This window comes from Rhodococcus sp. Q1 (genome assembly GCF_004153645.1).
Taxonomy (GTDB): domain Bacteria; phylum Actinomycetota; class Actinomycetes; order Mycobacteriales; family Mycobacteriaceae; genus Rhodococcus; species Rhodococcus gordoniae.
The window spans coordinates 26,418-50,114 of record NZ_SDMJ01000006.1 but is presented as its reverse complement, the minus strand read 5'-3'; the positions used below and the strand labels follow the sequence as shown (position 1 = coordinate 50,114).

The following is a 23,697-nucleotide window of genomic DNA, read 5'->3' as shown; positions in this document are numbered from 1 at the left end:
GGAGTGCGTCGTCAGGAGTGCTCGCGGAGGAAGGCGATGTCGTCGGCGAGTCCCTCAGCCGGGGTCTCGAGCACGATCGGTGCGTCGGCCTGCACCGCGATCTCCGCGAGCAACTGCGGATCGATCTGCCCATCGGTGAGATTGGCATGCCGGTCGCGGGCCGAATCGAACTCGTCGCGGGAATTGTTCAGGTGCACCAGATCGATCCGGCCGGTGACCGCACGCACGCGTTCGACGACACCGACGAGATCCTCCCCGGCCGCCCAGGCATGGCAGGTGTCGAGGCAGAAACCGGGGCCGTGATCGCCGATGGCGTCCCACAGGCGGCCGATCGCGTCGAAATAGCGAGCCATCGCGAAATCGCCACCAGCCGTGTTCTCCACGAGGATCGGCACCCCGAACCCGCCCTTGTCCTCCTGCCGTTCGAACAATTTGCGCCAGTTCTCGACTCCCGCGGCGACGTCCTCACCCGCGCGCACGTGCCCACCGTGGACGACCAACCCGAGAGCGCCGATCCGCGCGGCCGCCTCGGCATGATCGGCGACGGCCTTGCGCGACGGCATCCGCACCCTGTTGTTCAGGCTCGCAACGTTGACGACGTACGGCGAGTGCACCACCACGTCGACATCCGACGCGAGGATCTGCTCGGTGCGCGGATGCACACCGGGCTTCGTCCACTTCTGCGGGTCCGACAGGAACACCTGCACGAGATCGGCGCCGAGATGTTCGCCCTGACCGATGGGATCGTCGTCCTGCCGGACGTGCGCACCTATCCGCATGTCCCACAGGGTAGGGGGATGTCCCGGCGACCGGGACCACAACACCCGGACCTGCCCGGAATCTGGTCGACTCGTCGCACTCGACGACACGACGAACGACGGGAAACGACGACGCATGGGCACACTCGACGGCAAGGTCGCGCTGATCACCGGAGCGGGGCAGGGGATCGGCCAGGGCGTGGCCTTCGCGCTGGCCCGCGAAGGCGCGGCGATCGCGGTCACCGGCCGGACCGAATCGAAGCTGGTGGACACCGTCGAGCAAGTCCGCGCTCTCGGCGGCACCGCGGAGCCGGTGGTGTGCGACATCGCAGATCCGGACGAGATCACGGCCGCGGTGGATCGAACGGTCGAGCTGTTCGGCGGCGTCGACATCCTCGTCAACAACGCCAGCTTCAATCCGCTCGGCCCGCTGCTCGACCTGAAGCCGGCCGTGCTGGAGAAGGCGTACCGCTCGGGTCCGCTCGCGGCGCTGCAGGCCATGCAACTCGTCCACCCGATCATGAAGGCCCGCGGAGGTGGGTCCATCGTCAACATGGTCACCTCCGCCGCCGTGCGGTGGGACACCAGCGGGTACGGCGGCTACGCCTCGACCAAGGAGGCACTGCGGTCGCTGACGCGCACCGCGGCATCCGAATGGGGAATCGACGGTATCCGCGTCAATGCCGTCGCCCCCCACGCCCTCTCCCCGGGCCTGAAGAAGTGGACGGAGACGTACCCGGAGGAGGCCGCCGCGTTCGTGAAGTCCATCCCGCTCCGCCGCATCGGCGACCCCGAACAGGACATCGGCCGCGCCGTGGCCTGGATCGTGAGCGACGACGCGCGGTACCTCACCGGCGCGACGCTCCCGCTGGACGGAGGGCAGGCCCGCTGGGCCTGAGCCCCCGCCCGGCATACGCCCGCATCCCCGAGTCGAAGATCGGGGTCCTCCCCGATGGTGCGAGGGTCCCCGCACCGGGAAGATGGGTGCATGCCACTGCACTCGGCCCCAGCAGCCCGCGCCCAGGACCTGAAGAAGATCTACGGCAGCGGGGAAACCTCGGTACACGCCCTCGACGGCGTGACCGCCGACTTCGCCGCCGGTGAGTTCACCGCGATCATGGGTCCCTCCGGATCGGGCAAGTCGACCCTCATGCACTGCCTCGCAGGTCTCGACAGCGCCACCTCCGGAGCGGTCTTCATCGGCGACACCGACCTGACGACCCTGTCCGACAAGGGGATGACCCAGCTGCGGCGCGACCGCATCGGGTTCGTCTTCCAGGCCTTCAACCTCGTCCCCACTCTCACCGCGCTCGAGAACATCACCCTGCCGGTGGACATCGCGGGCCGCAAGGTCGATCGCGAATGGCTCGACACCGTGGTCGGCCGTCTGGGCCTCACCGACCGCCTCGGACACCGCCCCGGCGAGCTGTCCGGCGGACAGCAGCAGCGCGTCGCGTGCGCGCGTGCCCTCGCCGGCCGACCGGAGATCATCTTCGGCGACGAGCCGACCGGCAATCTCGATTCCCGCTCGTCCGGTGAGGTGCTCTCCATCCTCCGGGCCGCCGTCGACGAGTTCGACCAGACCGTCGTGATCGTCACCCACGACCCGCGTGCCGCCGGCTACGCCGACCGCGTGGTGTTCCTCGCCGACGGACGCATCGTCGACGAGATGCGCGAACCCACGGCCGACCGTGTGCTCGACCGGATGAAGCAGTTCGATCCCGCCTCCGCGGCACCCGTGGCGGAATAGGAGACACCGCGATGAGTGGGAATCCCATCCGCAGAGTTGCCCTGCGCAACCTCGCCGCCCACAAGGTGCGGCTCGCCCTGACCGTGCTCTCCGTGGTGCTCGGCACGGCCTTCATCACCGGCTCGTTCGTCTTCACCGACACGCTGCAGCGCACCTTCGACAACATCTTCGGCGACGTCGCCCAGGGCGTCGACGTCCGGGTCGGCACCGAGGAGAACGGCACCAGCGGCGTACCGATCGCGGCCGTCGACGAGGTCGCAGCCCTCCCCGGCGTCGACCGCGTCTCTCCGACGATCGGTGGCGGCATCATCGTCCTCGACTCCGAGGGCGCCGCGATCCAGACCGGAGGCGCGCCCGCCGAGGGTTACGCCTACATCCCGCCCGACCGTCTCGTCGGCGAACCGGAGATCTTCGTCGCCGGTGCACCGCCCGCGCAGAACGGGCAGATCGCGCTCAACGAGAGCGCCGCGGAACGCGGCGGACTCTCGGTCGGCGACAGCACGACGGTGCTCACCATCTCCCAGGGCATGGTGCCGGTGACCGTCAGCGGCGTCTACCAGCTCGACACCGATACGGGCGGCTATATCGGCGCGTTGTTCACCGAACAGCAGGCGTCCCAGCTGTTCACCGACGGCCGGCACGTCGGTTTCCTCGACGTCGCGGGCGACGGGTCGCTCTCGCCCGACGAGTTGCGCGACGAGATCGCGGCGGCGCTGCCCGATCTGAAGGTCCAGACCGGCGCCGAAGTCACCGAGGAGACCAAGTCGCAGGTCGCCGAGGCACTGAACTTCCTCAACTACTTCCTGCTCGCGTTCGGCGCGATCGCGCTGCTCGTCGGCACGTTCATCATCTACAACACCTTCTCGATGATCGTCGCCCAGCGACTGCGCGAACTCGCTCTGCTCCGCGCGATCGGCGCGAGCCGCAAGCAGGTCGGCCGGTCCGTCACCCTCGAAGCCTTCGTCGTCGGCCTGATAGGCAGCGTCATCGGCATCGCCGCCGGTGTCGCCCTCGCCTACGGCCTGCGCGCGGCGCTGAACGCCGCGGATCTCGGACTGCCGTCCGGCCCGCTGCAGCTGTCCCCGCGCACCGTGATCGTCGCGCTGCTCGTCGGCGTGGTCGTGACGATGATCAGTGCCTACGCCCCGGCCCGGCGGGCGACCCACGTTCCGCCCGTGGCCGCGATGCGCGAGGAATCCACTGCGACGGTCGAATCGCTGCGGCTGCGCACGATCATCGGTGTGCTCTGCGCGATCGTCGGTGCGGCCCTGGTCGTGGTGGGCGCCCAGCAGGTCGGCGGTGGCGCGGCCGCGACCGTCGGCATCGGCGCGTTCCTGCTGATCCTGGCGGTCCTGTTCGCGGCGCCGGCGCTGTCCCGACCCGTCGTGAACGCGCTCGGTGCCGTCTTCGCCCGACCCTTCGGATCCATCGGCCGGCTCGCGCGCACCAACGCGACCCGCAATCCCCGGCGCACCGCCGCGACGGCCTTCGCCCTCACCCTGGGCCTGATGCTCGTCTCCGTCATCGGCGTGTTCGGTTCGTCGGCGAAGGCGAGTGTCGACTCGCTCGTCGACAACGGCGTCGAGGCGGACTTCATGCTCACCGGGCCGCAGATGTTCGGCGTTCCGACGCCCGCCGCGGATGCCGTGCGCACCGTCGACGGCGTCGAGGAGGTCGTGCCCGTCTACGGAGTCCAGGCGAAGATCGACCAGGACTTCGAGTTCGGAGCCGCCGCAGGAGGGCCGCTCGAGGACGTCCTCGACCTGCAGATCACCGCGGGTACCGGCGATGTGTCCGCCGACGAGATCCTGGTCTCGCAGACCGCGGCGAACGATCGTGGCTGGCAGGTGGGTTCCGCCGTCCCGCTCACCAGCCGTGACGGCGACACCGTCGACACCACCGTCGCCGGCATTTTCACCGACAACCAGCTCATCGGCCCGTGGGTGATCTCGCAGCAACTGTTCGAGCAGTTCACGCCTCCGAACAACCGCTCGGCGCTCGTGGTTCTCATGAACACCGTCGACGAGTCGGAGCAGGTACGCACGGCGATCGAGGGTGCCGTCAAGGACTACGTGATCGTGCAGGTCCTCGACCGCGAACAGTTCAAGGGACAGCAGGCACAGCAGATCGACACGATCCTCGCGATCCTCTACGGCCTGCTCGCCCTCGCCGTGGTGATCGCGATCCTCGGCATCGTCAACACCCTGGCACTGTCGGTGGTGGAGCGACGGCGGGAGATCGGCATGCTCCGCGCGGTCGGTATGCAACGCGCCCAGGTGCGCCGCACGATCTATCTCGAATCGCTGCTCATCGCGGTGTTCGGTGCGGTCGTGGGTGTCGTGCTCGGTCTCGCGTTCGGCTGGGCCTTCGTGCGTACGCTCGCCGATCAGGGGCTCGACATCATCTCGGTACCGTGGTCGCAGGTCGTGGGCATGCTCGTCGCGTCCGGCATCATCGGTGTGCTCGCGGCGCTGTGGCCCGGGCAGCGGGCGGCGAAGACACCGCCACTCGAGGCGATCAGCGACATGTAGACAGCGAGAAGTGCCGTGTGGACGTGAGTTGTCCACAGGCAGTGGAGTTGTCCACAGCGACCGGCCCGCGGAGCATTCCGCGGGCCGGTCGTCGTCGGTGCCCCCTATGCTTCCGCGGCAGGGGGTGGTGGTGTGCGGGTGGACGATCTGGCCGGGTGGGACCCGAATGCGCTCGAACGGTTGGGGGCCGAACTCGCGTTGTGCGCCGACGCGGTCGACGCAGTGTCCGGCGACGTCCTGCGGTGGGCATCCTTCGAAGGTGCCTGGCGCGGTGCGGCGCACGACAGTGCACGGTCCGTATCGTTCTCGCACAGCCGGGATCTCGGGGTGCAAGCCGAGTCGTATCGACAGGCGGCCGAGTGCGCGCGGTTCGTCGTACCGCGACTGCTGGAGCTGCGCGCGGAACTGGGCCACCTGCAGTCCCGGGCCGCGGCACGGGGTCGCGTGGTCGACGACGACGAACTGCTCGCGGCGCCGTTACGCGCCCTGCTCGTGCGCGCCGATGCTCTCGACCGGGAGGCCGCCGCCCGGTTGCGCGACGGATCCGCCTCGACGGACACCGTTCCGGGAGAGAGCGACGGTATCCATACCGCGTTCCCACGATCCGGACCGCTGCCGCTGCCGGCCCTGCCGGATCCGGCCACCGACCCCGTCGAGGTCGCGCGATGGTGGCACGGGCTCGACGAGACGGTACGCACCGTGCTGGCCGCCGAACATCCCGAGAAGATCGGCGCGCTCGACGGAATCCCGGCTACCGCTCGCGATCTCGCCAATCGCGCTCTGCTCGACGACGAACGCCGCCGGCTCGGATCGGTCGCGACGCAGTTGCAGGCCGAACTCGACACGATGTTCCCCGGCGTCACGGGATTGTTCACCGACGCCGACGCGGGGTTGGAGCAGACGCTGCGGAAGATCGAAGCCCTCGACGCGATCGACGCGACCCTCGCCCACGGCGACCGGCAACTGCTCGCCCTCGACCTGTCCGGACGTGAGGCGATGGCGGCCGTCGCAGTCGGGGACGTCGACACCGCCGAGCACGTGGCCGTCTTCGTCCCCGGCGCGGGTTCGACCGTGCAGGGCAATCTCGAGGGTTACGACACCCAGGTCGCGGCCCTGCGCGACTCCGCTCGGCTCCTCCTCACCGACGACCCGGGCGACGAACCCGCGGTCGCTGCCGTCACCTGGCTGAACTACCAGGCCCCTCAATGGGGCTGGGGTCTCGCCTTCACCGAACGCAGTCCCGTCTCCGATCTCGCCGCCCGGATCGCCGCACCCCGGCTGGCCGGTTTCCTCGACGGCATCACTGCGTCGCGTCCCGACGACCCGCGCATCACCACGGTCGGGCATTCCTATGGGGCCGTGGTCTCCGGACTGGCGCTGAGGGAGACCGGCGCGGTCGACGCCGCAGTGTTCGCCGGGGCTCCCGGAATCGGGACCGCCGACGTGACCGACCTGCGGATCCCGGCCGGCTCCGCCTATCTCGTCGAAGCCGACCGCGACATCGTCGCCGACGCGGGCACCTTCGGCGGCGACCCGAGCTTCCTCGACGGCCTGACGCATCTTCCTGCCGGTCCCGGCACCACCACCACCGGTGCCCCGCTCGCGGGCATCACCGGCCACAGCTCGTATCTCGTCCCCGGAACGTCGAGTTCCCACCACATCGCCGGTGTCGTCGCGGGCACCGCAGAACGGAGCACACCGTGACCGCCACACCGAGAATCCGCGCCGGGCTGTGCATCGCGCTGCTGACGCCGCTCGTGGCGGCGTGCACCACCACGGTGTCACCGGTCGCGATGCCCGAGCCGATCGCCGCGACCAGCGCGGGTGCGGTCGAGTACTACACCGCTGTGCAGCGCGACGTCCTCACCGCACTGTCCGCCGAGTTCCCCGGGGTCCGATTCGAACAGAAGTACTCGAGCACCACCGCGGGATGCACGCTGCCCGACGGCACCTCGGGTCTGACGGTGCACCTTCCGATCCACGGCTCGGCGCGGCCGGTGCCGGTGGACGAACTCGATCGTGCCGCCGGCATCTTCGAGGACACAGCGGCGCGGGCCGGCTTCCACGGCCGGCACGTACTTCCGCCCGATACGGGCCTCGCCCTCCGGATGTTCGCGGCCGACGGCTCGTACATCACCTTCGGAAGTTACCTCGCTGCGACCGTGGGACTCACCGTCGGTTGTTACCGGAAGTAGGCACCGGCGTCGGTTAGGCTCGTCCGAGCGACGGCCGCTCGGGTCGTCGTGATTCGTGTCGGCAGCCGTGGAGGGACGAACAGATGCGCCCGATGCTCGGCATCTCCGTCGACGACGGTGAAGTATGCGCGGTCCTCGTCGACGCCGACGTGCCCAGTCTCGGTCCGTTCGACTCCCAGCGGGGTTTCGGTGCACCCGGGGACACACCGGCCGAAGCCGCCGCCGCTGCGGCCTCCGCCATGGCCGAACGCGCGTCGGCAGCATCGCTGACCCTGGTCGCCGCCGCGGTGGTGACGGGTCCCGAGAACGACGAGGACGCCGACCCGGTCACCGAGGCCGTCCGGGCCGTGCTCGGCGTCGACGTCGACACGGTCCTGCTCGACGACGCACGATTGGCGTTCCTCGCCGGTGCGCCCGAGCTGGCGGATCTGCCCGTCCTGGCCCTGCACACCCGCACCTACGGCGTCGAATCGGCATCGATGGTCGATGTCCCCTCGCGCGCGGTGCTGTCCACGGTCAGCCCCGACGGCGACGAGTTCGGTCCTTACACACAGTCCCTGCCCGAGGCCATGGACGAAGCGGTCGCCCGCGCCGGAATCTCTCCCCACGCCGTGGTCTTTCTCGATCTGCGTCCCGGCGACGCCCGTCCGGCCCGGGAACTCGCCACGGTTCTCGGTGTCCCCTTCGTGACTCCCCACGGGGTGCCCTGGCATCGCGCAACCGGCGCGGCGCTGGTCGCAGCGGCCCGGCGTGCCCCGACGGTCGTCGCCACGCCCCCGAGTCGTCGTCGCGGCACCGTCCTGCTGGCCACGCTCGTCGCGCTCGTCGCCCTGCTGGGTGGGGGACTGGCGGTCGCGGTGAGCAGCGGTGTGCAAGCGGAGCGCTCCGCCCCCGGACTGCAGACCGCGGTCGCACCACCGCCGTCGCCGGTGCCGTCGCCCGATCGGGCACCCGTCGCCGACCCGTGTTTCGAGGCACGACCGGCCTCGTGGCCGGCCCGCGCCTCCGATCCGGCCGTCGACCCGGCGCCGTCGCCCGAGGCGACGCCCAACGAAAACCCGTGCGGCAGCGCACAGCCCACTGCGCCGTGATCCCTCGCAGGTCGCTCGTGTACGCCGCTCAGGGGCGCACTGTGCTCCGATGCGCCGCTCAGGGGCGCAGTGCGCGACCCGCGCGTGTGAGCGCCGCGGCATCGGACGCCACGACGACATTCTCGAACCGGGCACGGTAGTCGCCGAGATCGTCGCCGACGGAACCGACCACCGCGACCGCCGGTACCTCGCCGCAGCGCGCGAGGATCGCCGAGACGATCTTGCCCGCCCGCGACTGGCCGTCGAGCCGTCCCTCGCCGACGACCACGAGATCGGCGGTGCGCACGGCGTCGTCGAAACCCACTGCGTCGAGCACGAAGTCGGCGCCGGAGCGTAGTTCGGCACCGAACCGCGACCACATGCCGCCGGAGAAGCCACCGGCCGCACCCGTGCCGTCCACTTCCCGCGGGTCGCGCGGGAGAGTCGACGCCGTCTCCTCGAGGCGGCGTGTGAGCAGCGCGACGGCGGCCGGATCGGCGCCCTTCTGCGGCCCGAATATCCGTGCCGCATCGGTGTAGCGGGTCGTGACGTCGGAGAGCACGGTCACGCGTGCGTCGCCGAGTCCACCCCGCTCGTCGATGGCGGCGATCGCGCCCACACCGCCGTCGGTCGTCGCCGATCCACCGGCGGCGACGACGAGATGCCGTGCTCCACGCCGGACGGCGTCCGCCATGACCATGCCGGTGCCGTAGGTATCGGCGGTGACGGCGTCGCGCGGACCGTCGTGCGGGGTGGTGATGCCGCTCGCCGTGGCGAGCTCGACGACCGCTGTCCCGTCCGGCGACATCCCCAGCAGCCCGCGGCACGGTGCGCGCCACGGGTTCACGGTCTCGACCTCGATCCGGGCGAGGCCGAGTGGTTCTGCGAGCGCGTCGAGTGTGCCCTCACCGCCGTCCGCGACGGGCATCCGGATCGCGGTGTGCCCGGCGCTCTCGACGCCGGACGCGATCGCATCGGCGACCTCGACGGCGGTGTAGGTGCCCTTGAAACTGTCGGGGACGATCAGGATGCGGGTCACCGCAGCACCCAGGCGAAGGCCTCGGCCTCGGAGCGGGCGCCCTGCCGCGCACGCGACCGGTTCGGTTCGTCCAGTTCGGCGACGATGTCCTCACCGAGGCGGACCAGGGCGCCGAAGATCTCCGGGTCCAGCCACGACGGTCGCGTCGCGAACAGCAGGTCCTCGCTCGCGGTGTTGCCGCTCGCACCCGGCGCGAACGGGCATCCTCCGAGGCCGGCGAGCGCACCGTCGACGACGGTCGCGCCCGCCTCGATCGCGGCGAGGCTGTCGGCGACACCCAGACCCCAGGTGTCGTGACCGTGGTAGACGATCCGCCGGTCGGGGGATTCGGCGGCCAGTCGCGCGACCAGCGACGACACCTGTCCGGGCACGGCCTGCCCCAGGGTGTCGGCGACGACGATGTCGACGGCCCCGTCGGTGCGCGGGTCGCACGCGATCTCGACGACCCGGTCGGGATCGACCGGACCGTCGAACGGGCACGTGAACGAGGTGGCCAGGCACAATTGGATGCTCCCGCCGGCGGCGTGGGCACGCTCGATCGCCGCGGGCATCGCGGCGAGGCTGTCCTCGGTGTCGCGGCCGATGTTGGCGCGGTTGTGGGCGTCGGATACCGAGAAGCAGTACTGGAACCGGCGGGCCCCGGCCGCGATCGCCTTCTCGACGTGGCGCGGTGTGGCAACCCAGATCCAGCAGCGGTCGAGTTCCTCCTCGGTCAGCGCCGCGACGAGGTCGAGGGTGTTCGCCATCGGGGGCACGAGGTCGGCACGGGCCAGGGATCCGATCTCGAGTTCGGGGACTCCGGCCGCGAGCAGCGCCCGCACGATCTCCACCTTGCGTGCGGTGGGCAGCAGCTTGCCGGTCAGCTGAAGTCCGTCGCGCAGGGTCACGTCGCGCAGGATCACGTCCGTGCGTGCTCGGTCACTCGTCGGTCCCGCCACTGATCCGCCTCCCGTCGTGTTCCTGCCCGGCCCCGCCGTCGCGAACCGCCCCAGTATGCCCCGGTCACCGTGCGGGCACGATTCGTCGACACACCGGAGGGCTTTCGCGAAGTCTGTGACAGATGACACTATCCTCACCGTTCTGATCGTGATTTGCCGGAAGGTGCGCGGACATGGCTTCGGTCCTGGGAAAAGTGTTGCTCTGGATCGCTCTGGTGGGGGGACTGGCCGGGGCGGTGATCGCCGTCTGGGCGCTCCACGTCAACGGACTGGTGGCCTCCCTCATCGTGGCTTCGGTGACGGGACTCGTCCTGCTGCGCCTCCGCCCGGAGGCGCGCGACGACTCGGCGTCCGATATCGCCGTCACCTGACGGCCTCCGACACTGCCGTCACTCGACGGCCTCCGACACTGCCGTCACTCGACGGCCTCCGACACTGCCGTCACCTGACGGGGAACGGTGCGGTCGGACGGTAGGGTGAGAACGGCGTCCGGGTCGAGGGCGCCTCGCGCAGACGCGCTGCACGAGCGCGGCGTCGACGCCGGACAGGGGGCCCGCGGCCTCCGCCGGGCGTGGAAGAGGAGCAACGGTCAGTGTCGCTGTGGTCTCGTGCGATGTCGGTGGACGAACTCGACAGCCGTCGCTGGGTGGATCTGATGCCGTGGCTCGATCGCTACGGTTCGGCCCGCACCGCCGCCCTCGGCGCGCTGGTGTCGTCCCCGCGATGGTGGGAGAACGAGTCGCCCGCCGAGACTTCCGGCCACACCGAGATCCCCGAGCTGTGTGCCGAACTCGCCCACATCTACGTCACCGATCACCCTGATCTGCGGTTCGCGGACGGTCTGCTGCGTGAGGACGAAGTGCCCGTGGCCGCACTCGATCTCGGTCCGGCCGCCGCGACCCTCGTCGCACGCCTTCCCCACGCACCCACCACCGCCGAGTTGTTCAGCCGCAGTCCGGCCGACCTGCTCGGGGTCCGCGGCGCCGACCGCGAGGCGGTGGAGGAGATCGTCTGTGCCGCGCTCGTCACGACGGTCCTCCGCGAGCCGTCCACTCTCGGGGCCGATCCGCGTGCCGCGCGGGTGCCCGCCGTGGCGCTGCTCCTCGACGACCTGGCCGCGCTGGCGCGGTGGCGCAGAGTGTGCGGTCAGGACGACGCCCCCCTTCTGCAGGCCGTGATCGACGACGGCGCGCCGGAGGAGATCCAGGACGCCGCGGCCCGGTTGCGGGCGCTCACCGCCCGCGACCTCCCGGTGGTGGCGCCGTCCGATCCGATCACCGAACTCACCGAGTACCTGCAGGGACTGCCCGACGCGGAGCGCGCGGCGTTGCGGCGCCGCGTCCACGACGACGTCGACGACCCGGCCGGGCCCTCCACCTTCCCGTTCGGCACGGCGGTGGGAGACCTGCTGGCGGCGTTGCGCGTCGACGTGCAGCCGGTGGCGTCGTTCGACCGGGTGGTGCGCGCCCATCCGGTGCTGAACCGGACCGTGCCGGGTTTCGACGTGCCCCTGTGGCGAGTGCTGCACCGGCTCGACGATCGCTTCGAGGTCGCGGACGGGTGGGTCGCCGTACCGGATCTGCCCGACGCCGAGAAGCAGACGCGGGGATTGCTCTCGGAGTTCGAGTCGCCGAACGGTGTGGTGGAGCCGGCCGCGGTGAAGGCGGTGTGGTCGCTTCCCGACGGTGAGTTCGAGGCGTGGACGCAGTACTGCGGCACGACGACCTTCGAACGCCGATTGTTGTCCCCGCCGGACGGTCTCGCGGGTCGTGCCGCACAGGTCCTCGAGGTGCTCGGCGATCCGCTGACCGCCGACACGCTCGTCGCACGGATGGGTGTCAACGCGGACGTCCATACGCTCGTCTCCGAGCTCGCCGACGACGAGCGCTTCACGTCCGACGGCGAGCGGTGGGCGCTGGCCGAGTGGGACGTCGACGTGGTCATCGCGATCCGCAACCGCATTGCGCGGTTGGTCGATGCCCGCGGAGGAAGCGCCGATCGCGACATGGTGGTCGCCGCGCTCGTCGACCGCTTCGGCATCTCCGAGGACTCCGCTCGAACATTTACGGGTGGAGGGGATTTCGAGGTCGTCGACGGTCGCGTCCGGCGGCGTCACCGCTCGCACGTCCCCATCGCCGTGCCCGAGCGCACGCGTCGGCTGTACCGGCTGGGCGACTCCTGGCGGCTGCGGATCCCTGCGACGCGCGACCACCTTCGGGGAGCCGAGTTCACGGTTCCGTCCGCTGTCGCGACGATCGCGAACTGCGCGCCGGGCGGCCATGTGGTGCTGCCGTCCCGGCTGGGAGGGCAGACTTTGCGCTGGACGGGGCCGGCGCCGCGCCTGTCCTCGATCCGCCGTTTCCTCGAGGATGTCGGCGTGGAGGAGGACAACGAGCTGCTGCTCGAGATCCGCACCGACGGCCGGTTCGACGTCCTGCCGCTGCGCACTGTCGCCGACAACGCCGAACCGTTGCGCAAGGCGCTCTCGCTCATCGGCCACACCGAACCGGAGACCGTCCCCGAGGAACGGATCGCGGCGGCACTCGCTTCCGCCCTCGGCCTCGACGGGGAGTCGCGTCCGCGTCGGATCCTGTCGGCCTATCGCGCCCGCCGGGAGACGGAGGTGGTCGCGCTGCTCGAGCAGGCATGGGTGCGCGTCTCGAACTGACCGGGAGACGTGATGCATCCGGACCGCGGACGTAGCACGATTGAGGAATGGCCGACACGTCGAAACCCACCGCCGCAGTCCCCGCCGCCCTCGACGCGGTTCTCGAGGCGTTGCGGGGAGCCGTCTCGTCGGTGGAGGCCGCCGTCGTGCGGCTCGAAGGTGAGGATGCGGCGCCCGGGACCGTCGACCGTGTGCTCGACCTGGCCGGGGCGCCCCCGGCCGGCGACATCGTCGCCACGCACAACATCCTGACCAGGGCGGCATCGATCGTCGACCACACCGGCGGCCTGCCCGACGGGGAGTGGTCGGTCGTCGCCGAGGTGGGCCCGGTCTTCGCCGAGACGGTGATGCGTCTGCGCAGTCACGTCTCGTCGTCGCTGGACGATCTCGGGCTCGACGCGGCGGTGGGTGAGCACATCGAACTGCTGCAGAAGGTTGCGGCGGAAGGAGCGCTGGGGGAGACGCTGCAGTTGCTCGTGATCGTCGAGGACTGCCTGTTCCTGTGGCATCGCGTGCACCTGGCGCGCACGCGCGACGAGGATCTGACCGACGCGCTGACGTCCGCACGGCAGGTTCTGTCCGACCATTTCACGCAGGACGCGGCGTTACTCCGTCGTGCCCGCGCCGCACTGGCCCGGTTCGCGGAGGATCCCCCGATCGAGGTCGTCCGACGCCTGTCGTCGGGACGGACCACGAAGGTGCTCGCCGGTCTGCGCCGGGACATCGACGACTTCCGGTGGGCGTGCCGTGCCGACGAGGCCGGCTGGCTCGACGACGAGGACCCTGTGGTGGCCGAGGCGCTGGACTCGATGAGCAGTCCGCTCAAGGCGGTCGGGGGAGTCCTCGGCGAGGTGTTCGAACGCGGCCGGGCCCGGGTGACGGAGACGTGGAGTCGCTCCGACGAGTCTGCGCCCGCTGCCGAGTCCCGCGGCGAGCAGTAGAACGAGCAGTAGAAGAAGTCCCGGCACCGTTGATGGGCGACCGCGCGATTCGCATACCTAGATCTGCTAGGGTCACCGTTATCCATAGAACTTCTAGGTATGAGGGCGACATGTTCATCGAGAAGGATCTGGTGGCCGCCTCCGCCACCCCGCTCGTGCTCGGCATCCTCGCCGAGGGCGAGTCGTACGGGTACGCGATCATCAAGCGCGTCAACGAGCTGTCGCAGGGCCGGATGCAATGGACCGACGGGATGCTCTATCCCCTCCTGCACCGCCTCGAGCGGGCGGGGCACGTGTCCGCCACCTGGCGGGTCGCCGACAACGGGCGCCGCCGCAAGCACTACGCCATCACCGATGCGGGTCGCGAGGTTCTCGCCGAACGGGCGGCGCAGTGGACGGTCGTCGCCGATGCGCTGCACCAGGTGTGGCAGTCGGCCCAGTTGCCTCCCGCGGCCGCGCCGGGGTGGTCGTGATGACACTCGACGCGCATCTCGAATCCCGGATCGCCGGCTGGCGCCGCTACGTCGCCGACCGTCGCGTGATCTCGTCCTCCGACATCGACGAGATGGAAGACCATCTTCGCGAACAGATCTCGGAGTTCGTGTCGGTCGGATTGACGGCCGACGAGGCGTTCCTGGTCGCGGTCGGCAGGATGGGTGGTCTCGACGAGATCTCCCGCGAGTTCGCCCAGGAGCACTCCGACCGGCTGTGGAAGCAACTCGTCCTCACCCGCCGCGGCGGGGAGGAATCCGGAACCCCGCGTCGCCGTAGGGAACTCGCGGTCGTCCTCGCCTGCGCGCTCGGTGCCGGACTGGCAGTCCGGGCCGGGCTCGAATGGCTTCCCGAGGCCGCGCTCCTGCGCAACGCCGCCGTGCTCGTCCTGCCGTTCCTCGCGCTGTACTTCGCGTGGAAACGGGAGATGAGCCCGAAGAGCGGTGCGCTTCTTGCCGTTCCGTTCGTCCTCTCGGCGGTCGTGCTCAACGTGTTCCCGTTCGAACCGGGTGGTGCCACCGAGATCATCGCGGCGATCCACGCCCCGGTGGTCCTGTGGTTCGTGGTGGGCGCGGCCTACGTCGCAGGACAATGGCGGTCCCATCGCCGACGCATGGACTTCGTGCGCTTCACCGGGGAATGGGCCGTGTACCTGGCGCTGCTCGCGCTCGGGGGCGGTGTGCTCATGGGGCTGACCGCCGGTGCCTTCAGCGCCCTGGAGATCGACCTCGAACCGTTCTTCGAACAGTGGATCGCCCCGTTCGCGCCGGCCGGAGCCATCGTCGTCGCGGCATGGCTCGTCGAAGCGAAACAGCAGGTCGTGGAGAACATCGCGCCCGTTCTCACCCGGGTGTTCACACCCGTCACGATCGTCATGCTGGTCGCACTGTTCGTCGCGGTGGTCGCCTCCCACAGTGTCGTCGACGTCGACCGGGGCCTGCTGATCCTCATGGATCTGATCCTCGTGCTGGTCCTCGGGCTCCTGCTGTACTCGATCTCGGCCCGCGACCCGCATGCTGCACCGGACGTCTTCGATCTGCTGCAGGTCGTGCTGATCGCCGCGGCGCTCGCTGTCGATCTGCTGATGCTCACCGCGATGACGACGCGCATCGCCGAGTTCGGTTTCACCGCGAACAAGGTCACCGCGCTCGGCCTGAACCTCGTCCTGATGGTGAATCTGGTGTGGGCGGGCCGGCTCGGTGTCTCGTTCCTGCGGGGACGCTCCGGTTTCGCGGCCGTCGAGCGGTGGCAGATGCGGTACCTGCCGGTCTACTGCGGGTGGGCGGTGCTGGCCGTCGTCGTGATTCCACCCCTCTTCCGGTTCGTCTGAGCGTCCTCGGCCCGGGGCTACGGTAGGAGCATGCGCAGGACGGACGCGGTGCCCACGTACACGATCAGGCAACTGGCGGCCTTCGTCGCCGTTGCCGAGTGGGGCACCATCACCGCGGCCGCCGACGCGATGCACATCTCGCACTCGGCGTTGTCGTCCGCGATCACCGATCTGGAGAAGGCTCTGGTGGTGAAGCTCCTCGTCCGGCAACGCGCACGCGGAGTCAAGCTGACGCCGACCGGTCACGCGGTGCTCGAACGGGCGAAGATGCTGCTGCACCACGCGAGCGAACTCGAGAGCGATGCGCGCTCGGAGGCGGGCGACGTCGTCGGCCCGGTGGCGGTGGGGTGTTACCTCTCACTGGCTCCGACGTTGTTGCCCGCGCTCATCGCCGAGTTCACCCGCGCCCATCCCCGGGCCGACGTCGACTTCCGCGAGGACACCCAGACTCGTCTGCGGATGCTGCTCGACTCGCACGAACTCGACGTGGCCTTCCTCTACGACCTGGATCTCGAACCGGGACTCGAGACGGTCACCCTCGACGTGCGCGAGCCGATGGTGCTCGTCTCGGCGGATCATCCCTTCGCCGGGGCCTCGCACGTGCGCCTGCGCGACCTCGCCGACGAACCGATGGTGCTCCTCGACGCTCCGCCGAGTTCGGGGCACGCCCTGCGGGTGTGCGCCGAGGCGGGCTTCACCCCGTCCGTCGCGTACCGGACCCAGACCTTCGAGACGGCGCGATCGTTCGTCGGCCGCGGACTGGGGTGGACCCTGCTCGTGCAGCGACCCGCCGTCGACGTCACCTACGAGGGCCGGACACTCGTCCTGCTGCCCGTCGTCGATCCGGCTCCGGAACCCGTGCGGGTCGTGCTCGCGTGGCGCAAGGACGCCCTCCCGAGCCGTGTGGCCCAGACGTTCACCGACTTCGTCGTGGATGTCGCACGGACCGTGCAGGCCCTCTGACGTGGACGAATGTCCGTATTCGCGGAATTTCCGTGAATATTCACCGACTTTGTGCGCTTTGCAAACGATGTGACCGCTCTCATGATTGGTCCATTGCGTCCGAACGCTCGTCGATCGGATGCCTCGGATCGACCGCCGGAGAGGGCACGAACATGACCGTCCTTGACTCGACGCAGCAGACGTCGGCAAGAGCCGCACGCAAAGCCGCACTCGGCAGCTTCGTCGGCACCGCCATCGAGTGGTACGACTTCTTCATCTACGGCACGGCAGCGGCACTCGTGCTGGGCCCGCAGTTCTTCCCCGGTTCGTCCGACGTGGCCGGGACGCTCGCGGCCTTCGCCACGCTCGCGGTCGGGTTCATCGCACGCCCCATCGGCGGCGTCGTGATGGGGCACTTCGGTGACCGCATCGGCCGCAAGTCCATGCTCGTCGTCTCGCTGCTGCTGATGGGCTTCGCGACCGTCGCGATCGGCCTGCTCCCGAACTACGCGGCCATCGGCGTCGCGGCCCCGGTCCTGCTCGTCGCCCTGCGTTTCGTCCAGGGCCTCGGCGTGGGTGGCGAGTGGGGCGGAGCGGTGCTCGTCGCCACCGAGAACGCCCCGGCCGGGAAGCGCGGACTCTACGGTGCAGCGCCGCAGCTCGGTGTCCCTGCGGGCGTGCTGCTGGCGAACCTGGTCTACCTGCCGCTGACCGCCTTCCTCAGCGAGGAGACGTTCGACGCGTGGGGCTGGCGTGTCCCGTTCCTCGCCTCGGCGATCCTCGTCTTCGTCGCCATGTGGATCCGCCTGGGTCTCGAGGAGAGCGCGGAATTCAAGGCCGCCAAGGATGCACCCGCACCGGTCGACGAGAAGATGCCGATCCTCGAGGTGCTCACGCAGCACTGGAAGACCGTGCTGCTCGCCGGCGGCACCTTCATCGCCACCAACGGCATCGCCTACGCCTACATGGTCTACGTCCTCAAGTACGGCGAGGCCACGCTCGGGTTCGGCAAGACCACGATGCTCACGCTGCTGATCGCCTCCTGCCCGTTCTGGATGGCCGGCATGGCCTTCAGCGCATGGCGTTCGGACCTGGTCGGACGCCGCACCGTCTACATCAGGTCGTCGGCGGCACTGGTCGTCGCGGCCGCCCTGTTCTTCCCGCTGATGGACACCGCACTCCTTCCGGTCATGCTCCTCGCGATGGTCGGTCTCGGGTTCACCCTCGGCTGCTGCGCCGGCCCGCAGTCGGCGCTGTTCGCCGAACTGTTCCCGGCGAAGATCCGCTACAGCGGTGCGTCGCTCGGCTACCAGGTCGGCGCGATCCTCGGCGGCGGTCTCGCACCGATGGTGGCGACCTCCCTGTTCGCAGCGACCGGCACCTCGATGTCCATCACCGGCTACTTCGTGCTGATCGCGCTGATCAGCCTCATGAGCATCCTGCTGCTGCGCGTGCCGTCCGCCGGGCACGCGAACACCACCGACTCCCGCCGTTCTCCCGAGGAAGGTGCCTGACCATGTCGACCTACTACCAACCGCCCACGTACCCCGCGTCGGAATTCGAGTCGATGACTCCCGCCGACGAGACGCTGCCCGTCGTCGTGGTCGGTGCCGGTCCGGTCGGCATGGCCGTCGCCCTCGGTCTGGCCCAGCGCGGTGTGCCCGTCACGATCCTCGAAGCCGCCGACCAGGTGTCCTTCGGCTCGCGGGCCATCTGCATCTCCCGCCACAGCCTCGAGGCCGCCGCACGACTCGGCTTCGGTGAGGAACTCGAGAAGATCGTGCTGCCGTGGGTCGGTGGCCGCAGCTTCTACCGCGACCGGCAGGTCCTGCACTTCCAGATGCCGCAGCGTGATTTCGACGTCCGCCCGCCCATGGTCAACGTCTCCCAGTCGGAGTTCGAGCAGATCATGGTCGACACCATCGAGCAGAACCCGCTCGTCACACTGCACTGGCAGGCGCCGATCGCCGGGATCCTGCGTGGCGAGGACGAGGTCACCCTCGAGATCGACACCGCCGCGGGCAAGCGCCATCTGCGGGCACGGTGGGTCGTCGCCGCCGACGGCGGCCGTAGCCGCATGCGCGAGCTCGCGGGACTGCGTCTGCAGGGCACCAGCTACGAGGGCCGCTACGTCATCGCCGACATCCACTGGGAGTCCGATCTTCCCGCGGAGCGCATGGTCTGGTTCGACCCGCCGAGCAACCCCGGCTCGACGATCATCATGCACAAGCAGCCCGGCAACATCTGGCGCATCGACTACCAGCTCGACCCGTCCGAGGACGCCGAGATCGAGACTCAGGAGGACGCGATCCGCACCCGGATCGCCAAACACCTCGACTGGCTGCGCAACGACCTGCCGTGGACCCTGGAGTGGAAGGGCTTCTACAGTGCCCGCGCGCTCGCCCTCGACGAGTTCACCCACGATCGCCTGCTCTTCGCCGGTGACGCAGCGCATCTCGTGCCGATCTTCGGTGTGCGCGGCCTCAACTCGGGTATGGAGGACGCCGAGACCCTCGCGTGGCAACTCGCCGCGGTCGTGAACGGCAACGCCGAACCCGCCCTGCTGAAGGCGTACTCGTCCGAACGCCACAACGCGTGGGAGCAGAACATCGCCAACGCCGGCAAGTCCACGCTCATCATGAGCCCCGGCAGCCACGGCTACCGCACCACGCGCGACGCGATCCTCGCGCTCGCCGTGGGACGCCCCGAGTTCGGGCACCTGATCAACCCGCGTCAGTCCAGCGCCACGCACGCCCGCCTGTCGCCGCTGACCTGGCCGGTCGCCCCCGGAACCGAGGGTGTGCTGCCGGGCGATCCCGTCGAGGACCGCCGGATCCGCATCGCCGGTCGCGAGACGTCGCTGAACGACGCGCGCGGCACCGGATTCGCGGTACTCGGTGTGGACCTCGACACCGCGGGTTCGGCCGCACTCGCTGCCGCTGCGACGAGCCTGGCGCAGGCGCTCGCCCCCGAGAGCGTCGCTGCCCTGGCCGTCGGCAGCGCAGAGGTGGACGGTGTGACGCTCCTCGATGCGCCCGATCTCGTCGAGGCACTCGGCGCGAGGGCCGGTGAGGTCTTCGTGATCCGCCCCGACGGTCTGCTGCTGTGCCGCGTGCCGGTCGCCGACCTGGACGGTGTCGCGGCGTCCCTGCGCTCCGGTGCCGCTCCTGTCGGTGCGGAACTCCCGGCCCGGCCCGCCGAGCAGGTCACCGAGGACGATCAGCGACGGGAGAACGTCTGGCTCGGTCTGTCGACCGCCCTGGACCAGGCCGCCGAGGACGACCGAGAGGGCTTCCTGGCGCGACTGGCGCTGGTGCTCGGTTCGCAGGTCGAACGCCGGCAGTTCGAGGAGGCCATCGCGGCCGCCGCGGACACCTCGCCGCTGCGCGTGGAGGAACTCGCCCCGCAGGCCTGAGTGATCGGATCGCTCGTATGTCCGCCCCCGGTTGCCCCCTGCTACCGGGGGCGGACTGCTGGACGGGGAACTACCTCAGCGCGTCGAGTGCCTCGTCGATCGGGACGTCACCGTTGTCGAACTCGATGGTGCGACCCACCGTCTCCGGGCGCTCGAGTACCGCTGCGGCGACGGCCGCGACGTCGGCGCGCGAGACCTGCCCCTTGTCTCTCGCCCCGTGCCCTTCGATCTGGATGCGGCCCGTGGGCGGATCGAGGGTCAGCGCGCTCGGACCGAGGATCGTCCAGTCGAGGTCGGTGCCCCGCAGATGCGTGTCCGCCGCCGACTTGGCCTCGGCATAGGCGTAGAAGCTGTTGTCCTCGGGGACGCCGTGGTCGGGGCGGGCTCCGAAATACGACACCATCACGTACCGGCGCACCCCGGCCTCCTGCGCGGCGGTCATCGAGGCGATCGCCGCGTCCCGGTCCACCGCATAGGTACGTTCGGGATTCCCTCCGCCCGCACCTGCGGACCAGACCACCGCGTCGTGGCCGCGCAGCAACTCGGTCATCTCGGCGATGTCCATCTTCTCGACGTCGGCCACGACGGGGGTGGCACCGGCAGCGCGTACATCGTCGGCATGATGGGGATTACGGATGAACGCACTGGTCTCGTGACCGGCAGCGGCCAGCAGCCGCTCGAGATGCAGTGCGACCTTGCCGTGTCCTCCGAAGAGTGCGATTCGTGCCATGAAGACCTCCCGACGATCGAATGGTTCCCGTGCTGCATGCCCCGAACCGGCCACCGCGAACCGTGACGTCCACGGCGAACCGCATGATCAGCCGATACGTTCGAGTGCGCGGTCGACGAGATACTCGGCGATCGCCATCGACGAGGTGGCCCCCGGCGACGGAGCGTTGCGCAGGTGCACGACCCGTCTGTGCCCCGTGACGACGAAGTCGTCCTCGAGACCTCCGTCGGAGTTCATCGCCTGGGCGCGGATGCCGCGCGGTCCCGGCCGCACGTCGTCGATGGTCAATCCGGGCATGTACGCGGCTGCGTCGGCGACGAACCGTCGAGTGCTGACGGCCGTGCGCAGTTCCCGACCCGCTGCGGGCAGATTGTGAGCGGCGAACCGCCAGAAACCGGGCCAGGCGACGGCGTCGCGCAGATCCCGCCACGATCCGCGCCGGCCGCGGTAGCTCTCGCGACCGGGGGAAAGAAAGGCGTTCGGCCCCACCATCACCTCTCCGTCGATGCGGCGGGTGAGGTGCACTCCGAGGAACGGGTAGCGGGGATCGGGCACCGGATAGATCAACCCGCGCACCTTCGTCGCCGCCTCGGGTTCGAGCAGCAGATAGTCGCCGAGGAACGGGACGATACGCGGGTCGCGGGTGTCGCCGGAGGTGTGTGCGAGTCGATCGGACTGCAGCCCCGCGCACGTGATCACCAGGTCGAAGGCCAGTTGATCGTCCGGGATGTCGACGACGACCTGCTCACCCGTCTCGCGGATCGCCGTCACGGTGGTGCCGGTCCGCACCGTGCCCCCAGCGGCGGCGACGTCGTCCGCGAGCGCACGGGTGACGGCGACGAAATCGATGATCGCGGTGTGGGGGGAGTGCAGGGCTGCGATCCCGACGGAGTGCGGTTCGATCGCGGTGATCTCGTCGGCGCCGATACGTCCGATACCGGGGACCCCGTTCGCCGTGGCCCGCGAGAAGATCGCGTCGAGCCGGCCGAGTTCCGATTCGGCGAGGGCGACGACGAGTTTGCCGCACTCGTCGTAGGGCAGGCCCTTCTCTGTGGTGAATGCCTGCAACAACTCCACTCCGCGCCTGCACAACCGGGCCTTGAGGCTTCCAGGCGTGTAGTAGAGGCCGGCGTGCACGACGCCGCTGTTGTGCCCCGTCTGATGCGCGGCGAGCCGGTCCTCCTTCTCGAACAGAGTGACGTCGGCGTCCGAGAGGGCGAGTTGCCGGGCGGTCGCGGCACCGATGATGCCCCCACCGACCACCGCGACGCGAAGATTGCGCATACTCGAGGACCGCTCCCTGTTCTCCGCGGATCGTGACGTCCGCCTGCAGTTCGGCGAGTATATGCCGCGACGCCTCGCCGACGAGCACGATCCGGGTAGGGGAAACGGCACTGTTCGAAGCAGTTCTGACCGGAACACTCGGCGAAATCCCCCGAGTGAGGGATGGTCGAGGCACCCGACCCCGGCCGACACTGAATTCACGGAAGAGAGGGGTTCATCGAGAACCCTCGTCGATCGGATATCACCATGAAGAAATATCGATCACGTCGTTCCATTGCTCTGCTCGTGGCGACCTGCCTCGCCGTGGCGATGGCAGGCGTGGCCTCGGCGGTGCCCGCTCCTGCCCACCTGCATTTCGGTCAGGCCGTGAGCGTCGGCGACGGAACTGCGCGTGCGTATGCCACTCTCGACGCGAACGGCGCTCCGACTGCTGTCGGCATCCGTCTCTCGCCGACTGTCCTCGACGGACTGCCCGATGCCGACGGGATGTACATGCTGCACCTGCCCGTTCAGGCGTCCGACACGGTGTTCGACCACGTCATGTTGAACTGGAATCCGCGTGGACACGACCCGACCGTGCTGTTCGGCAAGCCGCATTTCGACGTGCACTTCTACATGACCGACATGGCGTCGATCGAACGGATCGACCCTGCCACACCCGATTACGCCGACCGCGCGGCACGGCTTCCGGACCCGAAGTACATGCCCGTCGATTACGTGACCCCGCCGGGCATGCTCGCCTCCCAGTTGGCGGTACCGCTCATGGGTGTGCACTGGCTCGACGTCACGGAGGGAATGGTCCCCGGCGTCTACAACTTCACCGAGACCTTCATCAACGGATCGTGGGACGGCGACTACACATTCATGGAACCGATGATGACACGGGAGTGGCTGCTCACACGTCCGGCGATCCGCGAACAGATCAAGTTGCCGGCCGCCTATCAGCACTCGGCCTACTATCCCACCGTCTACAGCGTCGGATTCGACGAGCAGGCACAGGAATACGACATCGCCCTCGAAGGGATGGTTCCGCGTCAGGCGTCCTGATCGCGATGTCCGTGAGAACCCTGCGGAGACACAGGAATCGTTCAGTGCGAAATCAATCCGAACGGAGGAATGTCATGCCCGTAACCGAGGAATCCGTCGTCATCGACAAACCTGTCGACGAGGTCTTCGCGTTCTTCGCCGACCCGGAGAGCGCTCCGGTGTACATGACGAATGTGATGGACTACGAACTGGTCTCGGGTGAAGGCGGCAAGGAGGGATCGCTCGCGCGTGCCATCGTCAAGGTCGCCGGACGGAAAATCGAACTCACCGAGGAACTGGCTCGGGTCGAGCCCGGCAGAGCCCAGCACCGCCGCAGCGTGAAGAGCCCGATCCGGTACGAGACCGTCTATCGCTTCGCGCCGGTGGAGACGGGAACCCGCGTCACCTTCCACCAGGACACCGAGGACGTCGGAAGCTTCTTCGGCAGATTCACTCAGCCCGTGGTGGAGAAACTGTACGCACGCGATGTGCGGAACAACCTCGAACACGCGAAACAGCTCCTGGAGGAGGGGGATGCGGACGAAGGGTGACATGAAGTCCCGACCGGCACCTGTCAGGGGGTGCCGG

21 protein-coding genes are annotated in these 23,697 nt (G+C 69.4%); 16 read left to right on the top strand and 5 right to left on the bottom strand.

Going from position 1 to position 23,697, the window contains the following annotated elements:
* Positions 1–11: 11 nt before the first annotated feature.
* Positions 12–779, bottom strand: coding sequence for a deoxyribonuclease IV (locus EQ874_RS17870; protein WP_064064382.1), 768 nt, complete (start codon positions 777–779; stop codon positions 12–14).
* A gap of 115 nt (positions 780–894) precedes the next feature.
* Between EQ874_RS17870 and EQ874_RS17865 the strand changes: the two genes are divergently transcribed.
* The 6 genes from EQ874_RS17865 (at position 895) to EQ874_RS17840 (ending at position 8,325) form a co-directional block, all read left to right on the top strand.
* On the top strand, positions 895–1,656 hold the full coding sequence (locus tag EQ874_RS17865) for an SDR family oxidoreductase (protein WP_064064381.1): 762 nt from the start codon (positions 895–897) through the stop codon (positions 1,654–1,656).
* A 90-nt stretch (positions 1,657–1,746) separates the two neighbouring features.
* On the top strand, positions 1,747–2,508 hold the full coding sequence (locus EQ874_RS17860) for an ABC transporter ATP-binding protein (protein ID WP_064064380.1): 762 nt from the start codon (positions 1,747–1,749) through the stop codon (positions 2,506–2,508).
* Between the two features lie 11 nt (positions 2,509–2,519).
* A complete protein-coding gene (locus EQ874_RS17855) occupies positions 2,520–5,039 on the top strand; it encodes an FtsX-like permease family protein (RefSeq protein WP_129977621.1) in 2,520 nt (839 codons plus the stop codon).
* A gap of 138 nt (positions 5,040–5,177) precedes the next feature.
* Complete coding sequence (locus EQ874_RS17850; RefSeq protein ID WP_129977620.1) at positions 5,178–6,743, top strand: alpha/beta hydrolase; 1,566 nt, start codon at positions 5,178–5,180, stop codon at positions 6,741–6,743.
* Positions 6,740–7,234 (top strand): LppA family lipoprotein, encoded by a 495-nt coding sequence (locus tag EQ874_RS17845; RefSeq protein WP_242496798.1) that lies wholly within the window; start codon positions 6,740–6,742, stop codon positions 7,232–7,234. The genes EQ874_RS17850 and EQ874_RS17845 overlap by 4 nt, the downstream gene beginning before the upstream one ends.
* 83 nt (positions 7,235–7,317) lie before the next feature.
* Entirely contained in the window at positions 7,318–8,325 is a 1,008-nt protein-coding gene (locus tag EQ874_RS17840) for a hypothetical protein (RefSeq protein ID WP_129977619.1), read from the top strand.
* Between the two features lie 58 nt (positions 8,326–8,383).
* Here the strand turns inward: EQ874_RS17840 and EQ874_RS17835 are convergent, their stop codons facing one another.
* Positions 8,384–9,343 carry a glycerate kinase gene (locus EQ874_RS17835; protein WP_172506090.1) on the bottom strand — a complete coding sequence of 320 codons (960 nt, stop codon included), beginning with the start codon at positions 9,341–9,343 and terminating at the stop codon, positions 8,384–8,386.
* Complete coding sequence (locus tag EQ874_RS17830) at positions 9,340–10,245, bottom strand: hydroxymethylglutaryl-CoA lyase (protein ID WP_129977618.1); 906 nt, start codon at positions 10,243–10,245, stop codon at positions 9,340–9,342. Before EQ874_RS17830 ends, EQ874_RS17835 begins: the two co-directional genes overlap by 4 nt.
* A 209-nt stretch (positions 10,246–10,454) precedes the next feature.
* Between EQ874_RS17830 and EQ874_RS17825 the strand changes: the two genes are divergently transcribed.
* The 8 genes from EQ874_RS17825 to EQ874_RS17790 all read left to right on the top strand — a co-directional run bounded on the left by EQ874_RS17825 (position 10,455) and on the right by EQ874_RS17790 (position 20,069).
* Complete coding sequence (locus EQ874_RS17825; RefSeq protein ID WP_016934832.1) at positions 10,455–10,652, top strand: hypothetical protein; 198 nt, start codon at positions 10,455–10,457, stop codon at positions 10,650–10,652.
* A gap of 221 nt (positions 10,653–10,873) precedes the next feature.
* On the top strand, positions 10,874–12,949 hold the full coding sequence (locus tag EQ874_RS17820; protein WP_129977617.1) for a hypothetical protein: 2,076 nt from the start codon (positions 10,874–10,876) through the stop codon (positions 12,947–12,949).
* A 47-nt stretch (positions 12,950–12,996) separates the two neighbouring features.
* Positions 12,997–13,890, top strand: a complete 894-nt coding sequence (locus EQ874_RS17815; protein WP_129977616.1) for a hypothetical protein — start codon at positions 12,997–12,999, stop codon at positions 13,888–13,890.
* Between the two features lie 110 nt (positions 13,891–14,000).
* Positions 14,001–14,363 (top strand): PadR family transcriptional regulator, encoded by a 363-nt coding sequence (locus EQ874_RS17810; protein WP_064065106.1) that lies wholly within the window; start codon positions 14,001–14,003, stop codon positions 14,361–14,363.
* Complete coding sequence (locus EQ874_RS17805; protein ID WP_129977615.1) at positions 14,363–15,712, top strand: permease prefix domain 1-containing protein; 1,350 nt, start codon at positions 14,363–14,365, stop codon at positions 15,710–15,712. The genes EQ874_RS17810 and EQ874_RS17805 overlap by 1 nt, the downstream gene beginning before the upstream one ends.
* A gap of 30 nt (positions 15,713–15,742) precedes the next feature.
* The gene (locus EQ874_RS17800; RefSeq protein ID WP_129977614.1) at positions 15,743–16,675 is read left to right on the top strand and encodes a LysR family transcriptional regulator; all 933 of its coding nucleotides are present in this window, start codon (positions 15,743–15,745) and stop codon (positions 16,673–16,675) included.
* A 152-nt stretch (positions 16,676–16,827) separates the two neighbouring features.
* The gene (locus EQ874_RS17795; RefSeq protein ID WP_129977613.1) at positions 16,828–18,168 is read left to right on the top strand and encodes an MFS transporter; all 1,341 of its coding nucleotides are present in this window, start codon (positions 16,828–16,830) and stop codon (positions 18,166–18,168) included.
* 2 nt (positions 18,169–18,170) lie between these two features.
* Positions 18,171–20,069, top strand: coding sequence for an FAD-dependent monooxygenase (locus EQ874_RS17790; RefSeq protein WP_129977612.1), 1,899 nt, complete (start codon positions 18,171–18,173; stop codon positions 20,067–20,069).
* A gap of 70 nt (positions 20,070–20,139) precedes the next feature.
* Here EQ874_RS17790 and EQ874_RS17785 read toward each other — a convergent pair whose 3' ends face one another.
* Positions 20,140–20,799, bottom strand: a complete 660-nt coding sequence (locus tag EQ874_RS17785; protein WP_064065110.1) for an SDR family oxidoreductase — start codon at positions 20,797–20,799, stop codon at positions 20,140–20,142.
* An 87-nt stretch (positions 20,800–20,886) separates the two neighbouring features.
* On the bottom strand, positions 20,887–22,083 hold the full coding sequence (gene lhgO / locus EQ874_RS17780; RefSeq protein WP_129977611.1) for an L-2-hydroxyglutarate oxidase: 1,197 nt from the start codon (positions 22,081–22,083) through the stop codon (positions 20,887–20,889).
* Positions 22,084–22,329: 246 nt separating this feature from the next.
* Between lhgO and EQ874_RS17775 the strand changes: the two genes are divergently transcribed.
* Both EQ874_RS17775 and EQ874_RS17770 read left to right on the top strand, forming a co-directional pair.
* On the top strand, positions 22,330–23,130 hold the full coding sequence (locus EQ874_RS17775) for a DUF5602 domain-containing protein (protein WP_129977610.1): 801 nt from the start codon (positions 22,330–22,332) through the stop codon (positions 23,128–23,130).
* 74 nt (positions 23,131–23,204) lie between these two features.
* A complete protein-coding gene (locus EQ874_RS17770; RefSeq protein ID WP_129977609.1) occupies positions 23,205–23,660 on the top strand; it encodes an SRPBCC family protein in 456 nt (151 codons plus the stop codon).
* Positions 23,661–23,697: the final 37 nt, after the last annotated feature.